Consider the following 24,150-nt stretch of genomic DNA (forward strand, 5'->3'; position numbering starts at 1 on the left):
TGCGCCGCGGGCCCATCTGTAAGCGATAGCAAGAAGCCATCCTTTTACCATCGGTTCAGGAGAACCGTTGGGTTATCCGGCATTAGCCCCGGTTTCCCGGGGTTATTCCGGTCTTACAGGCAGGTTGCCCACGTGTTACTCACCCGTCCGCCGCTCGTTCCACGAGCGTCCGCCCCGAAGGGCTTCAGCTCGCTTCCCGCGCTCGACTTGCATGTATTAGGCACGCCGCCAGCGTTCGTCCTGAGCCAGGATCAAACTCTCCATAAAAGAGATTGATTAGCTCAATCATAATTCGTTCAAAAAATTGACGCATGGCATAAAACATTGTTCAGTTTTCAAAGATCCATTACAGCGTCGCCTCAAAACAGCGACTTAATTAATATATCATGCTGAAGGTTTCCCGTCAACAACTTTATATATTTTTTTGTTTCGCATCGTCTGCCGTTCCCGGCTTTCTTAATGCGACAGGTAATAATATAACACCTTGTTTCTAACATTACAAGAGTTATGCTGAAAAAAATAAAAAAAACCGCAGAAATCGCAGTTTTTTAAAAGGACCTGGCTGTTTCTCTTCTATAGATACAGCCCGGGAGGAGATTTTTTGAAGCAGCACGGACTTCACAGTTCAAAGAACATTGATTTCTCTCTCCCGTGCCTCCCTGAGTAAATAGAAATATTTAGCTTTCGCCACGGTGATCTGACGATATTCTTCCTCACTCGCATGAAAGTTGTGCTCCATCAGACGGGCAAGTTCGCTCCATTCCCTGTGAGCGTGTCCGATACTCTCAATTAACCGTTTTTCTTCCCGCTTTCTCTTTCTTTTCCTATTAAACATAAGGCACCCCTCACTCTCAGAGCTCCCGTCTTCCTTCCATCGCTTTGGAAAGAGTAACTTCGTCCGCGTATTCGAGGTCCCCGCCGACAGGCAGCCCATGGGCTATGCGGGTCGTCCGGATTCCGGCCGGCTTCACGAGACGTGAAATATACATAGCCGTAGCCTCCCCTTCCACGTTCGGGTTGGTGGCAATGATAAGTTCTTCCACACCTTCATCTTTCAGACGCTTAATTAAGCTTTCCACATTGATGTCTTCAGGCCCTATCCCGTCCATCGGGGAGATGGCACCATGGAGCACGTGGTACTTTCCACTGAACTCTTTCATCTTTTCCATAGCAATGACGTCTTTCGGGTCCTGAACTACGCAGATAAGCGCACTGTCTCTCGACTCGTCCTGACAGATGGCACAGGGATCCTGATCCGTAATGTGACCACAATTGGTGCAGTGGGTCAGTTCCCTTTTCGCATTCACAAGTGCTTTACCAAACTCCAGGACGTCGTCCTCTTCCATCTCTAAAACATAAAAAGCCAGGCGGACCGCTGTTTTAGGACCGATCCCTGGCAATTTAGTAAAGCTGTCGATCAGCTTTGAAATCGGTTCTGGATAATACACTAAAACATTCCTCCACCAGGCATGCCTTTCGTAAACTCACCCATCGTATCATTCGTCTTATCGTCCACCTGTTTCAATACGTCGTTCGTAGCTGCGATGATCAGATCCTGAAGCATTTCCACGTCATCCGGATCGACTGCTTCTTCATCTATTTCCACGTTGGTGATTTCCTTTTTCCCGTTCGCTTCCACTTTAATCATTCCGCCGCCCGCTGTAGCTTCGAACGTCATTTCATAAAGTTCTTCCTGTGCTTTCATCATTTTCTTCTGCATTTTCTGCATCTGTTTCATCATATTATTCATGTTTCCGCCACCACGCATATGAATTCCTCCTAAAGTTTAATCGTGAATTTCAATTATATCATCACCGGCTAATTTTTTCGCTTCTGAGATGAAATCGTCTTCTGTATGTGCATTTTTCTCTTCTTCCGGAGCTTCGTCTCTCTGTTTCTGTACGTACTCCTCACGCAGCTGCTGCCACTTCGGTTCCGGCACGGGGATAATCATCAGCGGTTTCCCGGTGAATTCCTCAAGCAGAGGCTCGATGGTCGCTCTATGATCGAGCGCTAAGGAACAATGGATATCGTAACGAAAGGCGAGAACGAGTGAGCTTCCGGAAGCGGCCCTCGGTTTACTGTTCAACAGTGTCGCATGAGCGGGGGCATTTCTCTTCTTCAATGCTTCCATGAACTCGCCCCACACTTCTTTCACACCGGTAATCGCTTCTTTGGAAGCTTCCTGAAGCGTACGGTTTATCTTCTCGTAAGGAACCTGATAATTGTTTTTGGCTCCCCTGGCGGGCGTCCGCTTTTCCGGGGCAGGTGCCTGCTGAGAGGCTGCGACAGCAGGTGGGTTTTCTTCCATCTTCATGAGTTTCTTTTCCAGCGTATCGATTTTGCGGGACAGTTTATCCACTTTCTCCGCATCTCCCTCTGCGGGAGTTCCCGGTTTCTGGTCTGCAATATTTAAAAGAGCGATTTCTATGAACACCTTAGGACTCGTCGTCCACTTCATTTCCTGCTGACACTGATTCAAAGAGCGGATTGAGCCCTGAATCCATTCCGGCTGAAGCTCCCCGGAGAAATCCCGGAAGCCTTCATCCGGTACTGCTCTCTCCAGATGCTGTTCAAGTCCCGGCGCACTCTTGTACATAAGCAGATCCCGGAGATAGTAGATCAGGTCGAAAACGAAACGCCCCGGATCTTTCCCTTCCTGAATAAGAGCATCCACCGTTTCGAGTGCTTCCTTTACTTCCCCTGCATGTACGTAACGCAAAAGAGCAGCCAGTTGCTGCTGGGAGATGGAGCCGGTAACGGCCAGTACATCTTCCGTACCTACGGCATCCTCACTGTAGGAAATCGCCTGGTCCAGCAGACTGAGAGCATCCCGCATTCCGCCCTCTGCACTCAAAGCTACGATCTCGAGAGCTTCCCTGTCCACTGCAAGATCCTCTTCTTCCGTAATGGAAGCCATCCGTTCTACCATAGCTGTCTGCGATATACGTTTGAAATCGAAACGCTGACAGCGGGAGATGATCGTCAGGGGTATTTTGTGAGGTTCCGTCGTCGCCAGAATGAAAACTACGTGTGAAGGAGGTTCTTCAAGCGTCTTCAACAGGGCGTTGAAAGCCCCGATGGAAAGCATGTGCACCTCATCGATAATGTAGACTTTGTAGGAGACGGAAGTAGGCGCGTATTTGACTTTATCCCTGATATCACGGATCTGCTCCACTCCGTTGTTTGAAGCTGCGTCTATTTCGATAACGTCCGATATGGAACCGTCCTGGATACCGAGACATGCGCTGCAGGCGTTACAGGGTTCTTTTGTCGGTCCCTGTTCACAGTTGACCGTTTTTGCGAAAATTTTCGCAGCACTCGTCTTTCCGGTACCGCGCGGGCCGGAGAACAGATACGCATGTGAAAATTTCTGCTGGGCGATTGCGTTTTGCAAAGTACGTGTAATGTGTGTCTGTCCTACCACATCCCTGAACAGGGTAGGGCGCCACACCCGGTATAGGGCCTGATAGCTCATAGTCGATGTTCCCCTTTGTTAGTCTTACTTCTTATTATAGCGAAAACGGACCCTCCCTGTGAAGTTCCACCTCTGTCTCTCTGCAAAAACTTTACCACCCCGGAGAGAAAAAAAGCCGCTATGGCTCTTCGCCATAACGACTTTCTGTTTTATGTAATGCCGTGCACCTGCTGTCGATGACAGAACCCCAAGCGTTACTCACAATCACAGCTCGATCCAGGCACTCCCGCGGCACACGAGAGGCACAGCTTACTGCTGCTTCCTTCCGGACCTGACAGGGTTCACTGCTTCTCGTTGCGCAGGACCTGGATGTCAACACTGCTTTTGTGAGGCAGACCTTGAAACTTTGTCACCTCGAGCAGGAATTCAGCCTCGCTCTAGCGGCTTGCGAGTGCAGGGCACCGCTACCTCCCCGCTTAGCACGACAATCGTAATTATATAACCTCACTTCCGAAATTGCAACAGATAGCTATTTGTCTTTTCTTTTTTTCCTTATCCTTCTGAAAAAAGAGGAGAGCATCTCTCCGCACTCCTCTCCCATCACCCCGGCGCGGATGGCTGTACGGTGGTTAAAACGGTCGTCATCCAGAAGGTTCATAAGCGTCCCGGCGCATCCTGCTTTCCTGTCGTAAGCTCCGTATACGAGTACAGGAATGCGGGACTGAAGAATCGCTCCGGCGCACATCGGACATGGTTCAAGTGTTACGTACAGCGTGCATTCCTCGAGTCTCCAGCTTCCTATAACATCATTGGCACGATCGATCGTAATACACTCGGCGTGAGAGGACGTTTTTTGTGTCGTTTCTCTCAAGTTATGTCCCCGGGCTATCACTTCACCTTCGTGGACGAGGACAGCTCCTATCGGAACCTCTCCGAGTGCCTCTGCTTTCTCCGCTTCCTCGATGGCTTTCTTCATATAATACCGGTCGCTTTCCATACGTCCACGTCCTTAATCGAAAGTTACGAAATAGTTCTTTTCTTCTGCTTCATGATAAGCTGTCTCAAGACCCGCCTCATCGATTCTCTCCTTCGTTACGAAACGATATGGAACGGAAACGGTCCATTCCTCCGCGAAAGGAAAAGGGGTAAGAAGAACAGTAGCTTCGTTCTTCCATTCCGGATAAATCCCGCCCGGAGCGATGTCGAACTTCTGCGGGAAACCGTCTCTGAACCAGGGCACTTCATTTTCTTTTGAGGCCCCCGGCTCATTCATACATATGTACAGAGAGAGATTATCACAAAACTGAAGCCTTTCAAAATGAAGGTGACGTAGTTCCGCCGGCACTTCCACTTTCATTTTGCTGAGCAGTTTTTCCTGCACGTCCTTCTGCTCTTCATAAAATTCGGCAGTACGGGAATCGTCCCGGTCATTTTCGAAGAAGGACTGATAATGCATACTCGTCAGCACTCCGGCGTATGGGGATTGCTCCGCTGTCTTCTCGATGCCGCTGCGATAGGCCGCCAGTTTCTCTTCCAGAGGATAATCAACAAAGGTAAAAGGCCGCCCCTTTTCCCCGTTCCATAGCGGCTTCTCATCGAGAGGGAGCCACGCCCTGTCATGGACCTCTACTGCCCAGTCCGCTTCCGATCTGATTCTCGAAGTCAGCAGGAAATCATTTTTCCACTGACGTGCCATCTCTCCTGAGATAAGCGCATGATCATGCTGACGAATCATAACAAACCCTTCCTTATATTCCCGGACAATCATTTTCACCCCTCCACTTCCTCGCTTTTTCGTACTACTAATCATAGCAATTTTTTGAAAATATTAAAAGCACAGGCTTTCGGACCTTTTTCCAAAAGAAAAACCCCGCTTATGAAAGCGGGGCCTCTGTCCTTTATTTACTTAGGATGCGGGTCATTTCTTTATTGAATGCCGGGATATCATCAGGCTGACGGCTCGTCACCAGCTGATCCTGGCATACGACTACTTCCTTGTCCTGAACGGTCGCACCAGCGTACTCCATATCCACCTGAATGGATTTGAAGCCTGTCGCGTGACGTCCTTCCAGACTTTTCGCAGTGATCAGAAGCTGTGGGCCGTGGCATATTGCGAAGACCGGCTTCTCATTATCCATGAAGTACTTGACGAACTTCACGAAATTATCATCCGCACGGAGCTGATCCGGAGAGAAACCTCCCGGAATGAGCAGCGCATCGAAATCGCCAGGGTTTACGTTATCAATAGATTTATCTATTGCAACTTTCGCCTCTCCCTGTTTTCCTGTCACTTCTTTTCCGGCTTCCCATTCTATATTCGTCACTTCATGGCCTTCTTTTTTCAAAGCGTTGACCGGCTGAGTGAATTCTACATCTTCAAACATATCGGTGATTACACATGCTATTTTACTCATTGTGTTTTCATCTCCTTTGTAAGATTGTTTCCACTGTAAATGTTTCCCGGTACATAATATATTAAACCTGATCCCGCTTTCGCTCTTTCACGGAAAACGTCTGAAAGGCCGGGTTTTCCTGGTTTTTATAGATTTCCTTTCCGGCTATAGCATTTAAAACGTGTATATTTCTGTGCACAGCGAGGCCAAGGTTGGTCGCTCCGGTTCCATGGGAGTGGGTAAGGCCGGTAGCTGTGAAGAACTGGTGAGACCGTTCTTTATTGAAGACGAGTTTATAGTCTCTCGTTACTTTGTACTGCATATCGCCTTCCCACTCGATTTTATTTTTGAAATTCTGTATGAACCACTCGGGAAAATGCGGTTCATATCCGGTCGCAAGTACGACTTTTTTCGTCGAATGCACGTATTGTTCTTCTTCCTGCCACTGATAACAGTCGAGGTGATACCTTCCGTTGTCGTAAGTGATATTGTTCACTTCCGTCATCGGCTGAATGAAGATACCGCTCTCCCCTCCTCCTGCTGTCCGGTGATACAGTTTCGTATACAGACGGATAAGGGTGTCGGGATCGATGCCCTTACGCAGAGGTTTAAGGGTGTCGAGGGCTTCCAGACGTTTCTCTTCGCTTAAACCATGGAAGTAATCGATGTATTCGGGAGTGAACATCTCCTGGGCAAATTTTGCCTGATCCAGCTGGAACAGACCTCCGGACCTTGTGAGAAGCGTTATACGCATATCCTGTCGCTCCTGTTCCTCCAGCAGGTCGAGAAAGATTTCGAGAGCACTCTGCCCCGAACCGACCACCGTCACGTCCTGGGAGCGGAGGAGCTGATCTTTTTCAAACAGATAGCGGCTGGAATGAAGAACGTCTTCCCGCGAGAGTTCTTCCGTCCCTTTGAATAAGAGCGGCTTCGTGCCCGTCCCCATCAACACGTGTTTCGTATCATATTTTTTGAGCTCACCCGTCATTTTATCCTCTACCTCGACGGTGTAATACTCTTCCTCCTCATGATCCAGAACGTCCACCACCACATGACCAAAATACAGGTTGTCGAGGCGACCGGCCGCCCATTGCAAATAATCGTTGTATTCCTGGCGGGGGATTTTGAAATTCTGATACAGGTAAAAAGGAAATAATCTATTGTTTTCATACAGGTAGTTCATGAACGTATAAGGGCTTTTAGGATCAGCGAATGTAGCCAGATCCGCCATGAACGGCACCTGTAAATCCATCTTTTCCACGAGCATGCCGGGGTGCCATTCGAACTTCGGAGTATCATCAAAAAAGATCCCCTCCACTTCATTCGTCTGATCTATGAGCCCGGCCATCCCGAGATTATAAGGTCCTATTCCAATACCGATTACGTCGTACATACTATTTCCCCCTTTTTCTTCTAAGAGGCTATTCCCAACTTTCCTCCTTCTTAATCTCCGGGGTTTTTTCGGGTACGTTCATCTATTGTGTGTGTTTCACGTGGAACTTCTGCCGGAAAGCAAAACAAAAAGCACGTCGCTTTCCGCGGGCACAGCCTCAGCTGGCGTAATCATGAAATTCTTTTGATTACGAGGCCGTGCCGGTTCTGCGGAAATTGACGTACTTTTCGTATAGTATTCATGGATTCAGTTGTCCGATTTCTGTATCTTTATCGTTCATTTTGTCCCGGGTGCCGGAAATAATTATTCTTCAAGTGTGGACGTGTCTCCTGTCGGAAGTCCAAGTTCCCAGGACTTCAGCAGACGACGCATAATCTTACCACTTCTCGTTTTAGGAATAGAGTCTTTCACTTCCATTTCACGTGGTGCTGCGTGAGCACTCAGACCTTTTTTCACGAACTGACGGATTTCCTCCAGCAATTCCTCTGATTCTTCGTAGCCATCGTTAAGCATAATGAAAGCTTTGATAATTTCTCCGCGCTCAGGGTCCGGTTTACCGATAACCCCTGCTTCCGCTACGGCTTCATGTTCAATCAGCTTACTTTCCACTTCAAACGGTCCTACCCGTTCTCCGGAAGTGTTGATGACATCATCGAGACGTCCCTGGAACCAGAAGTATCCGTCTTCATCCTGATAGGCACTGTCACCGGAGACGTACCAGCCGTTGACGAAGTAGCTTTCAAATTTGCCGGGGTTGTTCCAGATGGCGCGCATCTGGGCAGGCCACCCTTCTTTGATCGCCAGGTTCCCCATCTGGTTCGGTGGAAGTTCGTTCCCTTCGTTATCTACGATAGAAGCTTCTATTCCCGGAATCGGTTTACCCATGGAACCGGGACGGATTTCCATAGCAGGGAAGTTACAGATCAGCTGGGCTCCCGTCTCCGTCATCCACCATGTATCGTGGATACGAAGGTCGAACGCCTTCAGCCCCCACGTAACGACTTCCGGGTTAAGCGGTTCCCCTACACTCAGTACATGACGGAGGGACGACATATCATGTTTTTTCGCAACCTCCGCTCCCGCACTCATAAGCTTACGGAAAGCGGTAGGGGCCGAGTACCAGACGCTGATCTCTTTCTCTGCAATGAGAGAATACCAGTCATCGGCACTGAAGCGGCCACCTTTGACCACGTTCGTCACTCCGTTCAGCCACGGGGCGAAAATACCGTAGCTCGTACCTGTAACCCAGCCCGGATCGGCAGTGCACCAGTAAATATCGCTTTCTTTCAGATCGAGCACCCACTTACCCGTCTGATAATGCTGGATCATGGCATTGTGTACGTGGTAGACGCCTTTCGGTTTACCCGTTGATCCCGAAGTGTAGTGAAGAAGCATTCCGTCTTCGAGGTCCACCCATTCTATATCGAAATCCTGAGAAGCGTCTTTCATCTCCTCCTCAAAACTGATATAGTCTTCGGACCCTTCTCCTCCTACGAGCACGACCTGCTTCAGATCCGGAAGTTCTTTTTCCGGTACGCGTTCGAGAAGCTCAGGAGTCGTTATGAGCATTTTAGCCCCGCTGTCTTCCAGGCGATCACGGACAGCCTGTTCCATAAACGCTTCAAACAGGGGCCCCGCGATAGCTCCGGTTTTCAATATACCGAGAAAAGCAGCGTAAAATTCCGGGCTTCGCGGAAGGAACATAAAAACCCGGTCCCCTTTTTCAATATTATGCTTCTTAAGTACGTTTGCGAATTTATCACTTTCCCGCTTCAAATCACTGAATGTGAGTGTTTCTTCCCGACCGGGAGCCGAATAGACGAGAGCGGGCTGATCTTTTTTGTCAGGGTTCTCCGCATGCTTATCTATCGCTTCATAGGCCATGTTTACTTTCCCTGTTTCATTCCAGGTGAAATTCTTTCTGGCATCTTCCCAGTCAAACGTTTTGTACATTTCTTCGTAGTTTTCGAGATTGTAATTACCCGTTTGTGCCGGAATTGATTTCATATCCATAATTGTCTCACACTCCTTGGCAAAATTACTCCCCCCATTTCACAAATCAGGGAAGCTATGTACATGTATTTCGGAAAATTCCGTTAATTGCATTGTATGCGATTTCAAAAAATATTTAAAGTAAAACACATAATTTCCCTTTTGACCGCCGCAGTCGGGGGACGTTTGCTTCCCGCCTTTTGTCTTTATATAATATACAGTAGAAAGGTGAGAGACTATGACTAAAGAAAATAAAATGTTTTGGATTCTCGGTGTTATAGGAACAGTCAATATTATCGTTTCCCTTATACTGCTTCTGGCTATCAACAACACAATGATTTCCCTAATGCTCTTCTCCTCGGGTGTGTTTCTTATCATCGGAGGAATTGCGGATCGGAAGGAGAAAAACCGGCGCCGTCAGCGCGGCTTGTAACCGGGTTTTCTTCCACCTTTTACTCTCGTAGTAAAATAAATCCCCGTGAGAACGATTGCACCTCCGATAACCTGATCAACCGTAATTTTTTCCTGCAGAAACAGAAGGGAAAGGATCGCAGTGGCGAACGGCAGCAGATTGATGAATATCGTTGCCTTCGCCGGTCCTATTTCCGCAACGGCCATATTCCATGACAGCAGCGCAAGAAAAGACGGGAACAGGCCGGTATAAAGGATACTTGCGATTATCGGCATGGACCAGTCGGTTATGAACCGGCCCTGGGACCATTCAAACAGAAAGGCCGCTATCATCACCATGATATTCCCGATCAGCAGGATACCGAACAGACTCCCGAACAAAGGCAGTCTGTAGCCGTAGACGTTAACGAGCGTAGAATAAATAGCCCAGCTGATGACCGCCCCTATCATAATCAGATCCCCGCTGTTGAACTCGAGACTTAATAGCCTCGCAAAAGATCCCTTACTTATAATATAAGCGACTCCGGCCAGGGAAATCCCTACACCGACCAGCTGACTCAGTCCATATTTCTCCTTCAGGAACACGGCCCCGATAAAAATAGTCACTGCCGGGGTAAGCGATTCCATAATAGAGGCGTTTATAGTGGTAGTGTAATGCAGCGCCAAATACGAAAAAGCCGGAAACATTACAATTCCCGTAGCTGCCATACCGACCAGAGGGCGCCATCCCTCTATTAGCTGTCTCTTCACCAGCCTAATCTTCTTCCAGTAAAACGTCGCGACAAGAAGCAACCCGATGAGCGTTCTCAGCCACGTCAGGGTCAAAGGAGGGACGGCATCAGCCGCCACTTTCCCTACGATATAGTTCCCTGCAAACAAAAACATAGTTACCATTACAAGAGCATACGCTCTCATCCCGACTCCCCCTTTCCTGAATGACGAATGTACTCGGGTATCTCTTTTTCTAAAAGCCAGGGACTTTTCTTCTTCCTCATTTCCCCTCAGTAAAAAAGAGCCTCTCGTCTATAAAGAGGTTCTTCTCACCATTCCAGGATATATCCTTTCACCCCTATCGGCTTTTGATCGGGTTCCTGCTGAACCGCTTTGAAATAAGGATCTTCATGATCAAGATAGTATTCGATAGACTCCGGATCCAGATATAGCTTATATTCAAGATTGGTGACTTTATGAAGTTTGACGTTCGATACTGTCTCCTGGTTCTTTTCTTCGTCAATCAGGAAAATATCGATTGTATCAAATCCGTACGTAATTAAACGATCTTTCAATTCCATAACTCGCCTCCTTCCTATCTCAGTGTGTACTATACTTCTTACCCTATCTTTTCCATATAAAAACAAGGGCTGGCTGATCCCCCCGGAGAAATTAAAAAAATCGTTTCCATGCCTGAATACCGAAGTAGAACGCCTGGAGGAAAAAGCCTGTACCCCAGACGACCGCCGGTATTTTCGTAGCACGTGCGAGGTTCGTCGCATCCCCGGCCCCGGAAGGAGAGGTGAGGCTAAGCCACATGATATTAAAAGCGCTGATGACCGACTGCACCAGTATAAGTGCGGCAATAAACGTCAAAGCATAAACGATGAGCGTCTGGTGACCGGAACGCAGCAGCCAGACGAAGAGAGCTGCAAACGTGATAATCCAGAATACTCCGTACGGATTGCGTACCCAGAATAACAGGTTCACAGAGAGTAATCCGAGTAACAGAATAACGATCAGCGTGTATTTTCCTCTGGAGAGAAGGTAGAAAAGAAGAAATGCGAATGTTGACGCGAAAATATAGCCCGACAGGCTGGTGAGCACGTGGCTGAACCATGAGGTGTGCCCGGTCATGGTTACACCGGACGTGTTGGGAAAGAGGGATATATTCCTCACTTCCCCGCCGCTCAAAAGAGCCATAAGGGAATGGCCGGTTTCGTGTACCATCGTATTCAGCATAGCAAAGTATTTTCCTATGATAGGCATCTGGGTCAGTAAAAGAGCAACTATAAGACTTATAATAATTTGTGTTTTCATCGGTACCTCTCCATTCCTCATCTGCTCTCTTCTTTACGTTTTCACGGACGGAAACGTTTCATGCATAGTGACCCCCGACCTTTTTACTTCTCTCGATCGTGATTCCGCCCGGCTCATAGCTGCTGGCCCGCAGCAGAGAGGTGGAGCCGTGCCGGGCCCGTATGTCATCCATAGTGACAGCCAGGTCACGTTCCTTTTCTTTTTGATCGAAAAAGGTCATCTGCAAACTCTCATCATTCTCCAGGTTAGTGAGAGAGACGTAAACCCGGCGAATGGCGAGGCCGGAGTCGTAATTTTTCCGGAATAAAGAAAGGATCGCTTTATACATATCCATCGTCAGGTTCGTCGGGGTATGGAGAGTGAGCGAACGGGAGAACCCTCCGCCTGTCCCTTTCGTGTACCCGATACCTATGTGAACGGTCCGGCCGACATGATGGAATTCTCTCGCCCTGCGGCACACTTCCTCACATAAATCCAGGAGACAGGGATATATATCCTTTTCCCCATAATCCTCAAGTAACGTTATACCATGGCCATAACTCTTCTGTACGGAGCCTGTGAAGTTTCCGAATACCGAACTTAAGTCCACGCCTCTTGCATGCCAGTAGAGCTGTTCTCCCATTACACCGAAACGTTTTTTAAGAAAGCGCAGCGGATGGGTAGCCAGATCTCCGAGCTTTATAATTCCCATATTGTTCAAACGCCGCATCATACGCTTCCCTATCCCCCATATATCTTCCACCGGCACCGGCCACAGAAGCCTTTCCACATCTTCATAACGGCAGACGGCGATTCCGCTTACGCTCTTTTTCGCGTGTATGTCCAGCACGACTTTAGCCAGAAACTTATTATCTCCTATACCGACAGCACACTCAATTCCGAACTGTTCGGCAATTCTTTTCCGGAAAAGTTCAGCGATTTCACGTGGAGGACCATAGAGCTTCTCCAGCCCGTCCACCGTCACCCAGAGCTCATCGACGGAATAAACGTGGATGGCTTCCCGCGGCGCATACTGATGAACGAGCCTCGTAATCTCTACGGAAACATCCAGATAATCCTGCATGCATGCTTTGGCGATAATGATTTCCGGGTCATCGGGAAGCTCGAAAAAGCGGGAGACGTTCCCTGTTCCGTGCCGCTCCTTAAGAGCAGGAGAAGCTGCAAGCACGATACTACCGCTGCGCTCCGGGTCGCCGACTACAGCGAGAAGCGCCTTTGCCGGATCCAGTCCTCTTTTCATACATTCGACACTGGCATAAAAAGACCTCATATCGAGACATAGCACGTCGTGCCTGGGATAGGTGTACTCCGTCATCGTCATCGCCATCACCTCATTTCCCGGGAAATATAATATCAGTACCGCTTCACTTTTAACGGGAACACTTGTTCTTATATTACCCCTGAACTGTTTTTTTGTAAACAGTACTTTTTGATCCTCCCCCCTGCAAGTCCACGATTTTGGTTACGGGAGGCGGGGGCTGCCACGTTGATAAAAAACGCCTCATGAGTCAGAGACCTTCTGCTGACTCACGAGGCGCTTATATCTGTCAGGAAGTGTTTTCATCCTTAAGAAACCGGATGATTTCGCTCATCACCTCTTCACTTTTCTCCCCTTTGAATATCTCCTGAGCGTGGGCTCCGCCCGAAATTTCCATCTTTTTCATCAATTCTTCCGTACTTTCTTCAAGTTCTCTGTAACCTTCGTCTTCACTGTAAACGGTCAATACCGGGGTATTGCTGATTTTCATAGGGTCGCCTCCTGGAGAGAGAAGAACCACTTTTTGAAAATCGAAGTCCCCTTCCGTTACAGCTTCAATAGCGGAAGAACCTCCGGCGCTTGCCCCCATCACAGCTACCTTTTCGGCTCCCTGCTCTTCTTTAAGCATAGCAGCCGCCTTTTTGAGCGTCCGCGGTGACGTGTCTTCCGTCGCAAAAGCGGTGATACCGTTATCTGCCAATTTTCTGCCCTGGTCATCCCAGCTTTCCGCATTGTAAACGGCACCGTGAGAGAGGACGACGCCAAGGTCTCCATCCCCTTTCCACAATTCGCCTTCTATATTAATTTCCTCAGATGTGTTTTTATCTTCCGTATCCGTACTCTGACTGCCCGAGTCTCCTCCCTGACAGCCTGCAAGAGAGAATAGTACTACAGTAAAAAGAAGTACCGTATACATCCATCTCATTTTCGATCCCTCCCGTATTTCATAATTTCCGGGCCCGGATCTGTTCAGGCCTCCATTTGTCCTATACCCTTCAACCGTATTTTTCAAAATGATAAATACGTAGTATTGGGTAAGAAGAGGTGCATGTGTGCCAAAAAATTGCTCATAAGTCAACAGAGAGATGAAAGGAACAACAAAAAAATGCAGAAATTCAGGGAAACGGAAAGGATAACCATTTCTCCTGTAGTTATTTTTTACTACATATGTTTATAATGATACCTGCAGCGTTACAAATATCCATCCAGGGAGGTACATAGTATGAAAAAGTTTTTCAAGTTCGGTTGTTTAGGGCTCATAGGAATCATAATTCTCGTTGTATTATTCGCCGCTTTGGGCGGGGATGATTCATCACAGGAGAACAATAACGAAGAATCAACCAGCTCCAGTGAAAGTTCCGGGGACAGTTCTTCCGACGGAGAAAAAGAGACTTACGCTATGGGTGAGGAAGTGGCTGTAGGTGATGTCACCTATGTAGTAGAAGGAAGAGAAACGGCCCAAAGTGTAGGTCCTGAATTTATGAAAGAAACTACGGAAGAGATGTTTTTGACTCTTGAAGTAACGTTTACCAATAACGGTAATGAAGCCGCAATGGTCGATTCCGACTACTTTGAATTAGTTCAGGGGGACACGACGTTCAGCCCTGACAGTGAAGCTACGATGGCTGCTAATTCCGGAGAAGATAACAGCAGTTTCTTTCTGGAAGAAGTGAACCCCGGTTCCTCTATTTCAGGAACACTCGTCTTCGATGTGGTATCTGATGTAGCAGAAGCTCAAGACCTTCAATTGAAAGCTCAAGAAGGTATATTTGGTTCCGTATCAAAACTGATCGAGCTTCAATAAACAGTAACCACGTGTTTAAAAAAATCGAACGGAAGGCGCTTTACTCGCCTTCCGTTCGATTTTTCTATGTATCCCACTTACTGGAGGTACCGTTTCAGTTCCTTATAAAACTGTTCCCGCGTACCTGCGTGGAGAATAACGACAGTATTTCCATCGTTGTCTTCTTCGATTGTATACGCCAATTCGTATCCTATTTTGTTATGGCGAATATCATACCCATAGACCCCTGCGAGATCCCCTGTTTTCGGATCGCCCGCCTGGTAGGGGTCTAAGCATATGGTCTCAATCGCATCCTCGTATTTACATTTAAGTTGTTTGTTTTTGATTTTCTTGAAGAATTTTTTAGCCGGGTTCTGGACTTTCAATTTCGCTTTTTCCATGACTATTCGTCCTCGTTGAACAAGTCAGAAACAGAATCTACGTCCTCGGCGTTCTCGTGAGCGTCCTTGAGCCACGCTTCGACTGCAGGGCGTATATTGTTCTTCCGTCGGTTGAATTCCTGGAGCAGTTCGTCCCCTCCGTATCCTTCATCGATCAGATCTTTCAAAATAAACTCCGAGAAGTCGTCGTTGGTTTCTCGTACAGGGGTAATCACGATTTTATTCCCCTCCAACTCGATATTGGCTTCGGTATCCATTTCGAGATAATCGTAATATTCCTTCGGGACGGTGATTTGGCGTTTGTTGGATATAGCTATACGGCGCGACTTTTTCCTAGGTCCTTGAGCCATATCTCCACTCCTCCTTACAGTTTCTTCTATAGCCATCAGTATTCCCCCCCTCCTTTCATGTATTCACGTTTTCCTAGAAACCAAAAAATTATTTCTTTGTTTCTAGGATTCCTTGTTTTAATTATAATACTCCAGGATAGTATACGCAAGGTTCCTTCAGCTAGGAACGACGGATACAGGGGTCTATAGAAAATTTAATCAGGGCATAAAAAAATCGGTTCCTTTCATTAAGATAATAATACCAAGGTTAATGAACATAAAATAATGAACAGGGTTTTTGTACACAAAATACATAAAAAAAGATCCTTTTCTTATGCAATGACTATGTGTACAGAAAAGGACGAGTTTTGGAACAAAGACAATAATTGTTATCTACGATTGAATATATTTGTGGCTCCATTAGTGACACGGCCCAGTCCTTGCGTTAATAATTTCTGAACTCCACTTAAATAATAAAGTTGTACTTCATATGCCTCGTTTCCTTCAACATCTTTTGTTATCGATGGTTTTTGAGAAAAATTGAAAATATTCTCCCGATAAGTATAACTTTCCATCTTAAATATCCTCCCTGCCCTCGGTAGGACAAGGGAAAATAAAATAAGTACTTATATATAACTCCCCCTTGTCTACTCTTTGGCTACTTGCGAGCGATAATGATGTTTTGCTATTAGTAAAAGAACACAGCATATAATGGAACTTTAAAGTCAACTCATTATCATAATAAAGATAATAAAGAAAAAGACATTAAGAAGTAGAAGAAGCCATTTTCTCCCTCCTTCAATCCGTATAGCATTAAGAATTCCAATAATTGAGCTGAAAAACAATATCATCGTCCAGATAACAGTACTCCATCCACTAAGATAAGGATGAAGTAAAAAAGTACTTAAATAAGTAACCAAAAAGATCCCACTACAACTCAATGCTACATAATAACTATTGAAGAGTCCCCCTACCCACACTTTAGCTACCTGTAAATAAAATTCCTTCTCATCTTCTTCTAATATATAACGTTGTGTTGAAAATGCCTTCATCAATTTCCTTGTAGATTTACTATGGCCTGGTTCTGATCCCAAAGTAAGATCTTCATTTAGTTGTTGAGATTTAATTAAGCTTCGTTGAGCCAACTTCATTCCATCCTCAATCTCTTTGTCGATGTTTCTTTTCTTCCAGTCTTTCTCAGGAAGAGATAATAATCCCCATAACAATATCCTTAAAAACTCCATCATAAATCTGGTATAAATCCTCTTAAACACCTTATCCACGCTCCTTCAAATAAAAAACATAGCAATAATAAGCACCAAACAGGTAATTTACTGGTTCTTCCCTAAGATATAAATAAGTACACTTTAATTTAAAACATAATTTTAAATGAGTAAAGTATAGGAGTATTATTCAGATTTAGAAGTAAAAAAAGCTATCATACCCTTTGTGATAAAGGGAAGACAGCTTTTTTTAAACCACTATTATGGCAACTTGCTTTTAACTATACCAAAAACTACTTGACTTACTCGTCTATAAAGTGCAGTCAGTACTGCTGCAGCTACGCCAACAGAAGAAGTCGCATAAGCAAGTATTAAGATTAAAATTAGTATTTGTCCATCTCTACGTAGTTGGTCTTCGTCCCAATCTACATCATTTAAGGTTAATTTTTCTTTCACATAGACACTAGAGGCAGATTTTCTTAAGACTTCCACGGTGAGGTAATCCATTATAAAATATGGAAACTCAGAAGATAATTTTGGATCTAATTTACTGACTCTGATCTGTGAAATACTTGGAATTCCCTCCACTTTATTGTCAAGTTCTGCGCGTGCTTCTGCAACTTCCCTATATCCAGGAAGAAATCCATCTTGCATCATCTTATTTATAAACTGGTTTATAGCTCCATCAATCACATCACCACTGATAGCTTTGTCGACTCCTAAGTCCCAATCACCTTTACTAGCATCTCCAAAAATAATTTGTCCTGTTAGCTCGCCTTCTATTCGCCCAAGCTTAATATCATAAGCCTTAGAATAGCTTATAGTATCTACAGATTCTGAGCTATAAATCTCTTGAATTTCAGCAAATGGTGAGCTAACACTATGCACACTAGGATCATTGTTGGTAACTTCACTACTTACTGAAGAAGCTCCATTATCACGTCCGGATTTAATGTTATTATCAATTTGAATTTGACCGTCTCCAGATCCAATTGTAATTGTTGAAATTTGATTAAAAGCCCAATTACCAGGAAGAGGATAACCTAGATTCCCACTAAATCCTGTAGACATACCACTTACGAAGCTACTCACCGCATGACCAGCCTCAGATACTTGGATACAGACATTTCTAGCTCCATAAACACCTACTTTGTAGTCATATCCCAAAACATTTAGACTTTGCTTAATTGATCGAAAATAAGGAATAATATTTCCTGAGATCTGATACCCTAACGCATCAAAATCCACAGCAAAATAAATGATGGTTCCATCCTTAAAACCATAGTCTTGAGCTGCCTTAAAAGCTGAAATTGCGTCTTCCTTACCCTGCTCTTCATTAAAGTGAGAAGCATCTCTTCCTACAGTTTGGTATATTGGATAAACTGTGAGCCCAGCATTAAAAATGTTTTCCAATTCCCCTGGTTGAATTTTTTTATTTAAACCGCCAGGTACATTTGTTAGATATCGCCCTACAGTTTCATAACCATGCTGTCGCAAAGTTTCGGCTCGAGCAGGAGTTATTTCCGTAATACAATCACAAGCACTCCCGTCACGGCTCGGATCTCCGGTACTTACTAATAAAGAAGCCCATGTTTGGAAGTCAGCTTGTCCATTAACAGTTAATTTAGTGAAAGATTGAAAGTCCTTAACCTTACTACTCAAAATTGCATCAAATTGGCCGTCAAATGAAACATCATATCCATTAAACCTCATAGCCGCCTGAAACAATCTAACAAAATTGTCGGTACCATCCGTATCACCCACTTGCAGCGTAGGTAACAAGCTCTGAGTGCTAGGACCAAAGTGACCATTAGCAATTGAATCACTCAAACCTTCTTCATATTGAATAGCGTAGATTAGAGCCTCTTGCGTGTTTCTGGAGTATAGTCCATCACAAGGCATATAAAAAAAGTTTTTCCTATGGATGTAAGTTTTGTTTATCCATTGCTGGACGGTACGAATAGATTCTTCTCCTCCATACAATAAAGAATAAGCATCCATGGATAGTAAAGCTTTAAAAAATTTCCCATCCACACTTCCACTCGGATTATCTTCTCCCATGTCTCTTTGTAAAACGGTCACTGCTCTTTCAGTTCCGGAACCATAAGTTCCTGTAACTCCCCCAGGACCGTACCCCTTACAATACAATGCTCCCTGAATAATTTTCACAATATTTTTATTGGTATTCGAATTTTTAGATATAGGAGTGATACCTCTAACTCTCGCTAACGTTCCAGCTCCAAAGTTATCAGCTGTATTAGTAATTCCCAGTTCAATTTGAAGCGCTCGTGTTAAAGCATGAATTGTATTCCATCCAGTGTTACCATTTTCATCGATGGTATTGTAACCCGGATGATTTCCGTAAGTTTCATTTACCCACTCTTGTGTTAAAAGCACCATTTCATCCACAAAAATACACCCCTTCATAAAATTTCAGAACTTGTAATTAAAGCTCCGTTACTTTCAATATTACAAAACATCCCATAATTCAGATCCTCACAAAAGTAACAAAAAACTGCACTATAAAAGTTGAATATATTTTTTTCTACGGGTGAAGTTACTTTTTCCGTAGATACACCCATTTCTTTTAATTTCTCTTCTACCTCTTTGTCAGTGTGTGGGTGAGTAGCTTCCAGCTATAAAAGATTCATAGTCATCCGGCCTACATCCTCATCCACATAAAGCCCTGTGGCTTCTTGAAACTTTTCAACATTAGATTCAGTTGTTGGCCCAAAGCTTCCATCGACTGAGCTTTGTTAAATATAAAAACACAACAAATCGTTGTTTCTGAACCATGTCGATCACCTTGGAACTGCGTTTGAATTAATGGATTGGTTATCAATGTTCATGTAAAATCTCTCCTTTTTTGTTGGTCTATCTATAAAAGAAGAAGAAACCGTAGTTTTTCAACCATTCTCCGTATTTTTTTCAAAGTTCTGTTTAAAAGTCCAAAAAGATATAACGTCCATGTCGTGAGCCACCTTCACAAGACGCATATGGATATCTTGTTTTACATCCTCTCTATCCTGAAAACCCGTGCCTTTGGCGCCTGTTTCAATCCTCGCGTTCATTCTTTCTACGACTTCCATGATAATTTTATTCTTATTCATCGCCTATCCCTCCCTTCTCGTAATTGACTCAACGCTTTCGCTTTCAATTTGGAAACATTCTGAGGAGAACAGGAAAGGACTTCTGCAATTTCTCTGATAGATAACTGAACATAAACCCATAAATGAAGAATGATTTGTTTTTGCTTACTAAATGATTGGTAGATCTGAATCATTTTTTTCGTGGGTAGAATATCTTCGATAGAGATTGCCGTCTCCTCGACAAGGGGCGGTTGAGGATGAGGATACAGATCCTTTAAGGATGTTTCCCCTTCACTTCCGTTTTGGACAGATGTGTCCAACGTTAGTTCCGCATACGGGGTGACAAGAATGCATGCTCCGGCCATATGGAAAGACGCCCATCAAGGCGAAGGGGTAGTGAACGCTATTATCGATTCAGGGTGTGATATCACGCACCCTGATCTCAGGGAAAATATTATCGATGTACGTAATTTCACTGATACAGGTACCAAGTCCGATGTTCAAGATAGTGGTATCCATGGAACGCACGTGTCCGGTATTGTGGCTGCCAAAGACGACAGGAAGGGCATGGTAGGAATAGCTCCTAAATCAAAATTACTCATCTTAAAGGTCCTAGGGGAAGACCCTAACTCCGGAAATTATCAATCGTTAGTAGAGGCTATTGATTATGCGATTAGATGGCGAGGGCCTAATAACGAAAAAGTCGCGACGTTGAACCTTTCCTTAGGAGGTTCGAAAAATGACGTCACCCTTCATCGTGCTATCCGAAAGGCTTATCAGAACGGTATTGTAAGTGTAGCTGCCTCGGGCAATGACGGGGACGGGCGAAGGAGTACCAGCGAAATCTTTTATCCCGGCTTTTACAAAGAGGTCCTACAAGTAGGAGCGATGACTCGGAACGATCAAGTGGCCCATTATTCCAACACGAATAAAAACATCGATTACGTGGCCCCGGGTACTAATATTTTTTCCACGATTCCTAACGGGGAATACGCACAATTAACAGGTACGTCCATGGCCGTGCCGCAAATAACTGGTGCTATTAGTTTGGTGCACCGTTTGTTAAAAGAAAAGGATCAAAAGATTTCCATTCCTAACGTCTTAACAACACTAAACAAATGTACCGTTCTCACAAAACAAGGGGATCGCATTGTTTCCTTTGTCTAAGTTTCCTCTGGCATCATAGGTTGACTCCCCCCCTGTCCTCTACTATCGTACGAGATACGCTGGTATAGCATAGAACAATAAAAGCCCGGCCCCCTTATGTCATAAAGGGCGCCGGGCTTTGATATAGGAAGTGTTCAACGTCCACCCGTTAATGAATGACCATTGTTTTAAAGCATTGAATATATAAGAGATAGCAACGAGGATGGAACACGATTGGAGAATGAACGTTTATAGGAGACAGAGGAGAACTTTTTCCGTCAGTCTCCAAGGATAAATGAGGTATACGAGAGAAGGGCGTTTTCCCTTCTCTTTTTATTTTTATCGTTAACAAAGAATAAACGTCTATGACTTTCTCCACATTACATAAAGGCAGTCTTTACTATGGTTTAATAAATCCCTAGTTTCCTTATCTTCTAGTTACCACTTCCATGTTTATCTACGAAAGATAACACAGTAACTCAATGGCACAATAATCCAGTAGCACAAATATATAGTACTTTGAGATAGATCTGAATTTTGAATTTTTGACACCGATAGGCCGATGTGTACTTTTAATCGTTATTTTGCACATATGTCGGGCGCTGTTTTGCACCTTAAGCACATAGTATAAAAACTGATTGACCTTCCATAAACAGTAATTGCGTCTTCTAAAGCAACAAAAAAGGGATGCGGTCATTCAATTATGACTGCATCCCTTTTCATATGAAACTATTTAAAAACGCCCCCGGCAGGATTCGAACCTGCGACACATGGTTTAGGAAACCAATGCTCTATCCCCTGAGCTACGGGGGCACAAACGTTATTATACTACCATTTCCCTTTTATGCAAAGATAAAATTCTTCCTCCTCGTGCCTTCCCTGACCGGTGTGTGATAGAATATACTTTGTCTGTTCGAACGGATGTACAAAAAGGAGGAAGACAGTAATGGCTCAACTGCCTTTTATAGCTGTGGAAGGTCCGATCGGTGTAGGAAAGACCTCCCTGTCCAAGAAAATAGCTGCGCATTTCGAATTTCAATTATTGGAAGAAATCGTAGAAGAAAATCCTTTCCTCGGTAAATTCTACGACAATATCGAAGAATGGAGCTTTCAGACAGAGATGTTTTTCCTCTGTAACCGGCACAAACAGCTTGAAGATATAGAACATAAATTTTTGAGGGAAAGCAAGCCCGTCGTCGCGGATTATCATATCTTCAAAAATATGATTTTTGCAAAGCGTACACTCAAAGAAGAACATTTCCGCAAATATTCCCGCATCTTTGATATACTGACCGGAGATATGCCGCGTCCTAACATGGTCATTTATGTACATGCGGGGCTCGACACATTATTCGAGCGTATACGGAGACGGAATCGGGACGTGGAAGCGAATATACAGCCTGAGTATCTGCAGCAGCTGTCCGATGATTATGAGACATTCATGGATCAGTTCGAAGAAACCCACCCCGATATTCCGGTCATACGCCTGGACGGGGACCGTCTGGATTTCATCAAACATCAGCGTGACCTTGACTATATACTTGAAAAAGTCGGGAGCTACCTGAACAAAGGAGAAGTGATCAAATGAACGCACGTGAAAAATACGGGATCCCGCACGACAGTGTGATTACCGTAGCCGGTACGGTAGGTGTCGGGAAGTCGACGCTCACGACATCTCTGGCTCAGGCCCTGAACTTCCGTACGTCGTTTGAAAAAGTGGAAAAGAACCCTTATCTGAACAGTTTCTATAAAGACTTCGAACGGTGGAGTTTCCATCTGCAGATCTACTTTCTCGCAGAGCGGTTCAAAGAACAGAAAAAAATCTTCGAATATGGTGGCGGCTTCGTCCAGGACCGCTCCATTTATGAGGATACCGGTATTTTCGCGAGAATGCATTACGACCAGGGCACCATGTCCCCTACCGATTACGAGACGTACACCAACCTGTTTGATGCGATGGTCATGACCCCCTATTTCCCGCACCCGGATCTGCTTATCTATTTGGAAGGGTCATTCGATGACGTCATCGAACGCATCAGAGACCGTGGTCGGCCGATGGAACAGGAGACACCGACTGCTTACTGGGAAGAAATGTACAACCGTTATGAAGACTGGATCGACAATTTCAATGCCTGTCCGGTATTACGTCTGAATATAGCCGACTATGACCTTCTGAATGATGAAAAAAGCGTTGAACCGATTCTCGAAAAAATCGGTCACTTTATTCAGCAGGCCCGTAAATGGAGATCGAGCCATCTCCCGGTCGAGTGAAAATAAAAGAAAACCCCCCCGTCTGCAACAGTTCCGTACTGCAGACGGGGGATGTTTCATTATTCGCTGATACCGGCCGATACTTCCTCGGCCATTTTTTCAAATGATCTTAAGCCGCCTCCGGACAGATACCAGACTGCCGGATCCAAATAGACTTTTTTAGCATCTGTCTGGTTGACCAGATCGTTATCATACAATTCCTTCGCCTGCCCTTCACCGCTGACTACCTTATCGCGGTCGATAATGAAGAGATAGTCAGGATCCTGTTCCGCAATATACTCAAACGTTACACTCATACCATGAGTGGAGGCTTCGATCTCTTTATCAGCCGCCGGTACTCCGAATACATCGTGGACGAGCCCAAAACGTGACCCGGGTCCGTAGGCACTGACTTTTCCACCGGTCGCAAGCGTTACGAGACCAGTCTTATCCTCCGGCATATCTTCTTTAATCTGCTCAATATCTTTTTTCAGTGCCGAAACCTTCTGGTCAGCTTCTTCCGTTTTACCGAAAATTCTGGCAAGGGTTTGAGTATTCTTCTCGAATGATTCCATATAATTTTCGTTATCCATACCTACATAAACAGTAGGAGCAATATCACTGAGATCTTCGTATGCCTCGGACTGACGACCTGAGATAACAATCAGTCCGGGGTCCATACTATTGATTTTTTCGAAATCAGGTTCTTTCAGACTTCCAACGTTTTCATAATCATCTTCTTCATATTTCGACAGATAATCGGGAAGGGTACTCGATTTCGCTACACCGTCTGCTTCTATACCGAGGGCATCGAGCGTATCAAGCGCTCCGAAATCAAATACGACTACGTTCTCCGGATTCTTCTCCACTTCCGTCGTTCCGAGTTCGTGCTCCACCATAACGGTTTCTTTACTCTTCTCCTTGTCTTCCCCGTCACCGGAAGAGGCACCGGCTTCTTCTTCCGAACTTCCGCAGGCCGCGAGCACCATCATTACGAGCACACTGAGAGTCATCAACAATTTCTTCATATTCA

The 24,150-nt window shown here is 45.2% G+C and carries 27 protein-coding genes, 1 tRNA gene, 1 rRNA gene, 1 other RNA gene and 1 pseudogene; 5 read left to right on the forward strand and 26 right to left on the reverse strand.

The genetic code is table 11. The features are described from left to right. The 11 genes from BLU03_RS12965 to acsA form a co-directional block, all read right to left on the reverse strand. A 16S ribosomal RNA gene (locus BLU03_RS12965) occupies window positions 1-267 on the reverse strand; the annotation flags it as partial. A 358-nt stretch (window positions 268-625) separates the two neighbouring features. Continuing rightward, the gene (locus tag BLU03_RS12970; protein WP_076572836.1) at window positions 626-835 is read right to left on the reverse strand and encodes a YaaL family protein; all 210 of its coding nucleotides are present in this window, start codon (window positions 833-835) and stop codon (window positions 626-628) included. 16 nt (window positions 836-851) lie between these two features. Next, window positions 852-1,448: a recombination mediator RecR gene (recR, locus tag BLU03_RS12975; protein ID WP_076572838.1), complete on the reverse strand. Its 597-nt coding sequence runs from the start codon at window positions 1,446-1,448 to the stop codon at window positions 852-854. After that, window positions 1,448-1,768, reverse strand: coding sequence for a YbaB/EbfC family nucleoid-associated protein (locus BLU03_RS12980; protein ID WP_008590213.1), 321 nt, complete (start codon window positions 1,766-1,768; stop codon window positions 1,448-1,450). The genes recR and BLU03_RS12980 overlap by 1 nt, the downstream gene beginning before the upstream one ends. An 18-nt stretch (window positions 1,769-1,786) precedes the next feature. After that, the gene (dnaX, locus tag BLU03_RS12985; protein ID WP_093108217.1) at window positions 1,787-3,478 is read right to left on the reverse strand and encodes a DNA polymerase III subunit gamma/tau; all 1,692 of its coding nucleotides are present in this window, start codon (window positions 3,476-3,478) and stop codon (window positions 1,787-1,789) included. Window positions 3,479-3,637: 159 nt separating this feature from the next. Beyond that, window positions 3,638-3,903, reverse strand: an RNA gene (ffs, locus tag BLU03_RS12990) — signal recognition particle sRNA large type. A 44-nt stretch (window positions 3,904-3,947) separates the two neighbouring features. After that, on the reverse strand, window positions 3,948-4,415 hold the full coding sequence (gene tadA, locus BLU03_RS12995; RefSeq protein WP_076572842.1) for a tRNA adenosine(34) deaminase TadA: 468 nt from the start codon (window positions 4,413-4,415) through the stop codon (window positions 3,948-3,950). Between the two features lie 12 nt (window positions 4,416-4,427). Then, window positions 4,428-5,228 carry a DUF3891 family protein gene (locus BLU03_RS13000; RefSeq protein WP_322787586.1) on the reverse strand — a complete coding sequence of 267 codons (801 nt, stop codon included), beginning with the start codon at window positions 5,226-5,228 and terminating at the stop codon, window positions 4,428-4,430. Between the two features lie 88 nt (window positions 5,229-5,316). Continuing rightward, complete coding sequence (locus BLU03_RS13005) at window positions 5,317-5,832, reverse strand: type 1 glutamine amidotransferase domain-containing protein (RefSeq protein ID WP_076572846.1); 516 nt, start codon at window positions 5,830-5,832, stop codon at window positions 5,317-5,319. A 61-nt stretch (window positions 5,833-5,893) separates the two neighbouring features. After that, window positions 5,894-7,204 carry a lysine N(6)-hydroxylase/L-ornithine N(5)-oxygenase family protein gene (locus BLU03_RS13010; RefSeq protein WP_093108221.1) on the reverse strand — a complete coding sequence of 437 codons (1,311 nt, stop codon included), beginning with the start codon at window positions 7,202-7,204 and terminating at the stop codon, window positions 5,894-5,896. 303 nt (window positions 7,205-7,507) lie between these two features. Further along, the gene (gene acsA / locus BLU03_RS13015) at window positions 7,508-9,217 is read right to left on the reverse strand and encodes an acetate--CoA ligase (RefSeq protein WP_076572850.1); all 1,710 of its coding nucleotides are present in this window, start codon (window positions 9,215-9,217) and stop codon (window positions 7,508-7,510) included. 217 nt (window positions 9,218-9,434) lie between these two features. On the opposite strand from acsA, the gene BLU03_RS13020 reads away from it, so the two are divergent. Beyond that, window positions 9,435-9,629, forward strand: a complete 195-nt coding sequence (locus BLU03_RS13020) for a hypothetical protein (RefSeq protein ID WP_076572852.1) — start codon at window positions 9,435-9,437, stop codon at window positions 9,627-9,629. Here the strand turns inward: BLU03_RS13020 and BLU03_RS13025 are convergent. The 5 genes from BLU03_RS13025 to BLU03_RS13045 form a co-directional block, all read right to left on the reverse strand. Then, window positions 9,614-10,522: a DMT family transporter gene (locus tag BLU03_RS13025; protein WP_093108223.1), complete on the reverse strand. Its 909-nt coding sequence runs from the start codon at window positions 10,520-10,522 to the stop codon at window positions 9,614-9,616. The genes BLU03_RS13020 and BLU03_RS13025 overlap by 16 nt on opposite strands. 125 nt (window positions 10,523-10,647) lie before the next feature. After that, window positions 10,648-10,899 carry a hypothetical protein gene (locus BLU03_RS13030; RefSeq protein ID WP_076572856.1) on the reverse strand — a complete coding sequence of 84 codons (252 nt, stop codon included), beginning with the start codon at window positions 10,897-10,899 and terminating at the stop codon, window positions 10,648-10,650. Between the two features lie 91 nt (window positions 10,900-10,990). Next, window positions 10,991-11,638, reverse strand: a complete 648-nt coding sequence (locus BLU03_RS13035) for a M50 family metallopeptidase (RefSeq protein WP_093108259.1) — start codon at window positions 11,636-11,638, stop codon at window positions 10,991-10,993. A gap of 58 nt (window positions 11,639-11,696) precedes the next feature. Next, window positions 11,697-12,953 carry a Y-family DNA polymerase gene (locus tag BLU03_RS13040; protein WP_093108261.1) on the reverse strand — a complete coding sequence of 419 codons (1,257 nt, stop codon included), beginning with the start codon at window positions 12,951-12,953 and terminating at the stop codon, window positions 11,697-11,699. 232 nt (window positions 12,954-13,185) lie between these two features. Next, window positions 13,186-13,821, reverse strand: a complete 636-nt coding sequence (locus tag BLU03_RS13045) for an alpha/beta hydrolase (protein WP_093108225.1) — start codon at window positions 13,819-13,821, stop codon at window positions 13,186-13,188. Window positions 13,822-14,118: 297 nt separating this feature from the next. Here BLU03_RS13045 and BLU03_RS13050 point away from each other — a divergent pair, with 297 nt between their 5' ends. Continuing rightward, window positions 14,119-14,700 carry a DUF4352 domain-containing protein gene (locus tag BLU03_RS13050; protein WP_093108227.1) on the forward strand — a complete coding sequence of 194 codons (582 nt, stop codon included), beginning with the start codon at window positions 14,119-14,121 and terminating at the stop codon, window positions 14,698-14,700. A 77-nt stretch (window positions 14,701-14,777) separates the two neighbouring features. On the opposite strand, the gene BLU03_RS13055 is transcribed toward BLU03_RS13050, so the two are convergent. From BLU03_RS13055 to BLU03_RS13905, 8 genes and pseudogenes are all read right to left on the reverse strand, one after another. Further along, on the reverse strand, window positions 14,778-15,080 hold the full coding sequence (locus BLU03_RS13055) for a type II toxin-antitoxin system RelE/ParE family toxin (RefSeq protein WP_093108229.1): 303 nt from the start codon (window positions 15,078-15,080) through the stop codon (window positions 14,778-14,780). A 2-nt stretch (window positions 15,081-15,082) separates the two neighbouring features. After that, window positions 15,083-15,466, reverse strand: a complete 384-nt coding sequence (locus BLU03_RS13060; protein ID WP_093108231.1) for an AbrB/MazE/SpoVT family DNA-binding domain-containing protein — start codon at window positions 15,464-15,466, stop codon at window positions 15,083-15,085. A gap of 332 nt (window positions 15,467-15,798) precedes the next feature. Next, window positions 15,799-15,984 (reverse strand): hypothetical protein, encoded by a 186-nt coding sequence (locus tag BLU03_RS13065; RefSeq protein WP_008592015.1) that lies wholly within the window; start codon window positions 15,982-15,984, stop codon window positions 15,799-15,801. 150 nt (window positions 15,985-16,134) lie between these two features. Then, complete coding sequence (locus BLU03_RS13070; protein ID WP_008592004.1) at window positions 16,135-16,683, reverse strand: hypothetical protein; 549 nt, start codon at window positions 16,681-16,683, stop codon at window positions 16,135-16,137. Window positions 16,684-16,893: 210 nt separating this feature from the next. Beyond that, complete coding sequence (locus tag BLU03_RS13075; protein WP_245698877.1) at window positions 16,894-19,032, reverse strand: glycoside hydrolase domain-containing protein; 2,139 nt, start codon at window positions 19,030-19,032, stop codon at window positions 16,894-16,896. 236 nt (window positions 19,033-19,268) lie between these two features. Beyond that, a pseudogene (locus BLU03_RS13900) lies at window positions 19,269-19,370 on the reverse strand (peptidoglycan-binding domain-containing protein); the annotation flags it as partial. 168 nt (window positions 19,371-19,538) lie between these two features. Then, window positions 19,539-19,742: a hypothetical protein gene (locus BLU03_RS13085; protein WP_093108235.1), complete on the reverse strand. Its 204-nt coding sequence runs from the start codon at window positions 19,740-19,742 to the stop codon at window positions 19,539-19,541. Continuing rightward, window positions 19,739-20,086 carry a sigma factor-like helix-turn-helix DNA-binding protein gene (locus tag BLU03_RS13905; protein WP_143023840.1) on the reverse strand — a complete coding sequence of 116 codons (348 nt, stop codon included), beginning with the start codon at window positions 20,084-20,086 and terminating at the stop codon, window positions 19,739-19,741. Before BLU03_RS13905 ends, BLU03_RS13085 begins: the two co-directional genes overlap by 4 nt. Before the next feature lie 31 nt (window positions 20,087-20,117). Here BLU03_RS13905 and BLU03_RS13090 point away from each other — a divergent pair, with 31 nt between their 5' ends. Continuing rightward, window positions 20,118-20,888 (forward strand): S8 family peptidase, encoded by a 771-nt coding sequence (locus BLU03_RS13090; RefSeq protein ID WP_245698875.1) that lies wholly within the window; start codon window positions 20,118-20,120, stop codon window positions 20,886-20,888. Between the two features lie 719 nt (window positions 20,889-21,607). Here BLU03_RS13090 and BLU03_RS13095 read toward each other — a convergent pair. Then, window positions 21,608-21,680 (reverse strand) — tRNA-Arg (locus BLU03_RS13095). Between the two features lie 133 nt (window positions 21,681-21,813). Here BLU03_RS13095 and BLU03_RS13100 point away from each other — a divergent pair. Both BLU03_RS13100 and BLU03_RS13105 read left to right on the forward strand, forming a co-directional pair. Next, a complete protein-coding gene (locus BLU03_RS13100; RefSeq protein ID WP_093108239.1) occupies window positions 21,814-22,455 on the forward strand; it encodes a deoxynucleoside kinase in 642 nt (213 codons plus the stop codon). Next, window positions 22,452-23,138 (forward strand): deoxynucleoside kinase, encoded by a 687-nt coding sequence (locus tag BLU03_RS13105; RefSeq protein ID WP_093108241.1) that lies wholly within the window; start codon window positions 22,452-22,454, stop codon window positions 23,136-23,138. Before BLU03_RS13100 ends, BLU03_RS13105 begins: the two co-directional genes overlap by 4 nt. A 59-nt stretch (window positions 23,139-23,197) precedes the next feature. Here the strand turns inward: BLU03_RS13105 and BLU03_RS13110 are convergent, their stop codons facing one another. Next, a complete protein-coding gene (locus BLU03_RS13110) occupies window positions 23,198-24,145 on the reverse strand; it encodes a siderophore ABC transporter substrate-binding protein (protein WP_093108243.1) in 948 nt (315 codons plus the stop codon). Between the last annotated feature and the right edge of the window lie 5 nt (window positions 24,146-24,150).

It is taken from the genome of Salimicrobium album (assembly GCF_900107115.1).
GTDB lineage: Bacteria > Bacillota > Bacilli > Bacillales > Halobacillaceae > Salimicrobium > Salimicrobium album.

Bases quoted from the DNA above. Each gene is read 5' to 3' on its own strand.
- BLU03_RS12980 (WP_008590213.1), bottom strand. From the start codon at position 1,768: ATGCGTGGTGGCGGAAACATGAATAATATGATGAAACAGATGCAGAAA.
- BLU03_RS13100 (WP_093108239.1), top strand. From the start codon at position 21,814: ATGGCTCAACTGCCTTTTATAGCTGTGGAAGGTCCGATCGGTGTAGGA.
- BLU03_RS13065 (WP_008592015.1), bottom strand. From the start codon at position 15,984: ATGGAAAGTTATACTTATCGGGAGAATATTTTCAATTTTTCTCAAAAA.
- BLU03_RS13040 (WP_093108261.1), bottom strand. From the start codon at position 12,953: ATGACGGAGTACACCTATCCCAGGCACGACGTGCTATGTCTCGATATG.
- BLU03_RS13030 (WP_076572856.1), bottom strand. From the start codon at position 10,899: ATGGAATTGAAAGATCGTTTAATTACGTACGGATTTGATACAATCGAT.
- BLU03_RS12970 (WP_076572836.1), bottom strand. From the start codon at position 835: ATGTTTAATAGGAAAAGAAAGAGAAAGCGGGAAGAAAAACGGTTAATT.
- acsA (WP_076572850.1), bottom strand. From the start codon at position 9,217: ATGGATATGAAATCAATTCCGGCACAAACGGGTAATTACAATCTCGAA.
- BLU03_RS13010 (WP_093108221.1), bottom strand. From the start codon at position 7,204: ATGTACGACGTAATCGGTATTGGAATAGGACCTTATAATCTCGGGATG.
- tadA (WP_076572842.1), bottom strand. From the start codon at position 4,415: ATGGAAAGCGACCGGTATTATATGAAGAAAGCCATCGAGGAAGCGGAG.
- BLU03_RS13105 (WP_093108241.1), top strand. From the start codon at position 22,452: ATGAACGCACGTGAAAAATACGGGATCCCGCACGACAGTGTGATTACC.
- BLU03_RS13085 (WP_093108235.1), bottom strand. From the start codon at position 19,742: ATGAATAAGAATAAAATTATCATGGAAGTCGTAGAAAGAATGAACGCG.
- BLU03_RS13075 (WP_245698877.1), bottom strand. From the start codon at position 19,032: ATGGTGCTTTTAACACAAGAGTGGGTAAATGAAACTTACGGAAATCAT.
- BLU03_RS13020 (WP_076572852.1), top strand. From the start codon at position 9,435: ATGACTAAAGAAAATAAAATGTTTTGGATTCTCGGTGTTATAGGAACA.
- BLU03_RS13050 (WP_093108227.1), top strand. From the start codon at position 14,119: ATGAAAAAGTTTTTCAAGTTCGGTTGTTTAGGGCTCATAGGAATCATA.
- BLU03_RS13045 (WP_093108225.1), bottom strand. From the start codon at position 13,821: ATGAGATGGATGTATACGGTACTTCTTTTTACTGTAGTACTATTCTCT.
- BLU03_RS13055 (WP_093108229.1), bottom strand. From the start codon at position 15,080: ATGGAAAAAGCGAAATTGAAAGTCCAGAACCCGGCTAAAAAATTCTTC.
- BLU03_RS13905 (WP_143023840.1), bottom strand. From the start codon at position 20,086: ATGGCCGGAGCATGCATTCTTGTCACCCCGTATGCGGAACTAACGTTG.
- BLU03_RS13000 (WP_322787586.1), bottom strand. From the start codon at position 5,228: ATGATTAGTAGTACGAAAAAGCGAGGAAGTGGAGGGGTGAAAATGATT.
- BLU03_RS13060 (WP_093108231.1), bottom strand. From the start codon at position 15,466: ATGGCTATAGAAGAAACTGTAAGGAGGAGTGGAGATATGGCTCAAGGA.
- BLU03_RS13025 (WP_093108223.1), bottom strand. From the start codon at position 10,522: ATGAGAGCGTATGCTCTTGTAATGGTAACTATGTTTTTGTTTGCAGGG.
- BLU03_RS13110 (WP_093108243.1), bottom strand. From the start codon at position 24,145: ATGAAGAAATTGTTGATGACTCTCAGTGTGCTCGTAATGATGGTGCTC.
- dnaX (WP_093108217.1), bottom strand. From the start codon at position 3,478: ATGAGCTATCAGGCCCTATACCGGGTGTGGCGCCCTACCCTGTTCAGG.
- BLU03_RS13005 (WP_076572846.1), bottom strand. From the start codon at position 5,832: ATGAGTAAAATAGCATGTGTAATCACCGATATGTTTGAAGATGTAGAA.
- BLU03_RS13035 (WP_093108259.1), bottom strand. From the start codon at position 11,638: ATGAAAACACAAATTATTATAAGTCTTATAGTTGCTCTTTTACTGACC.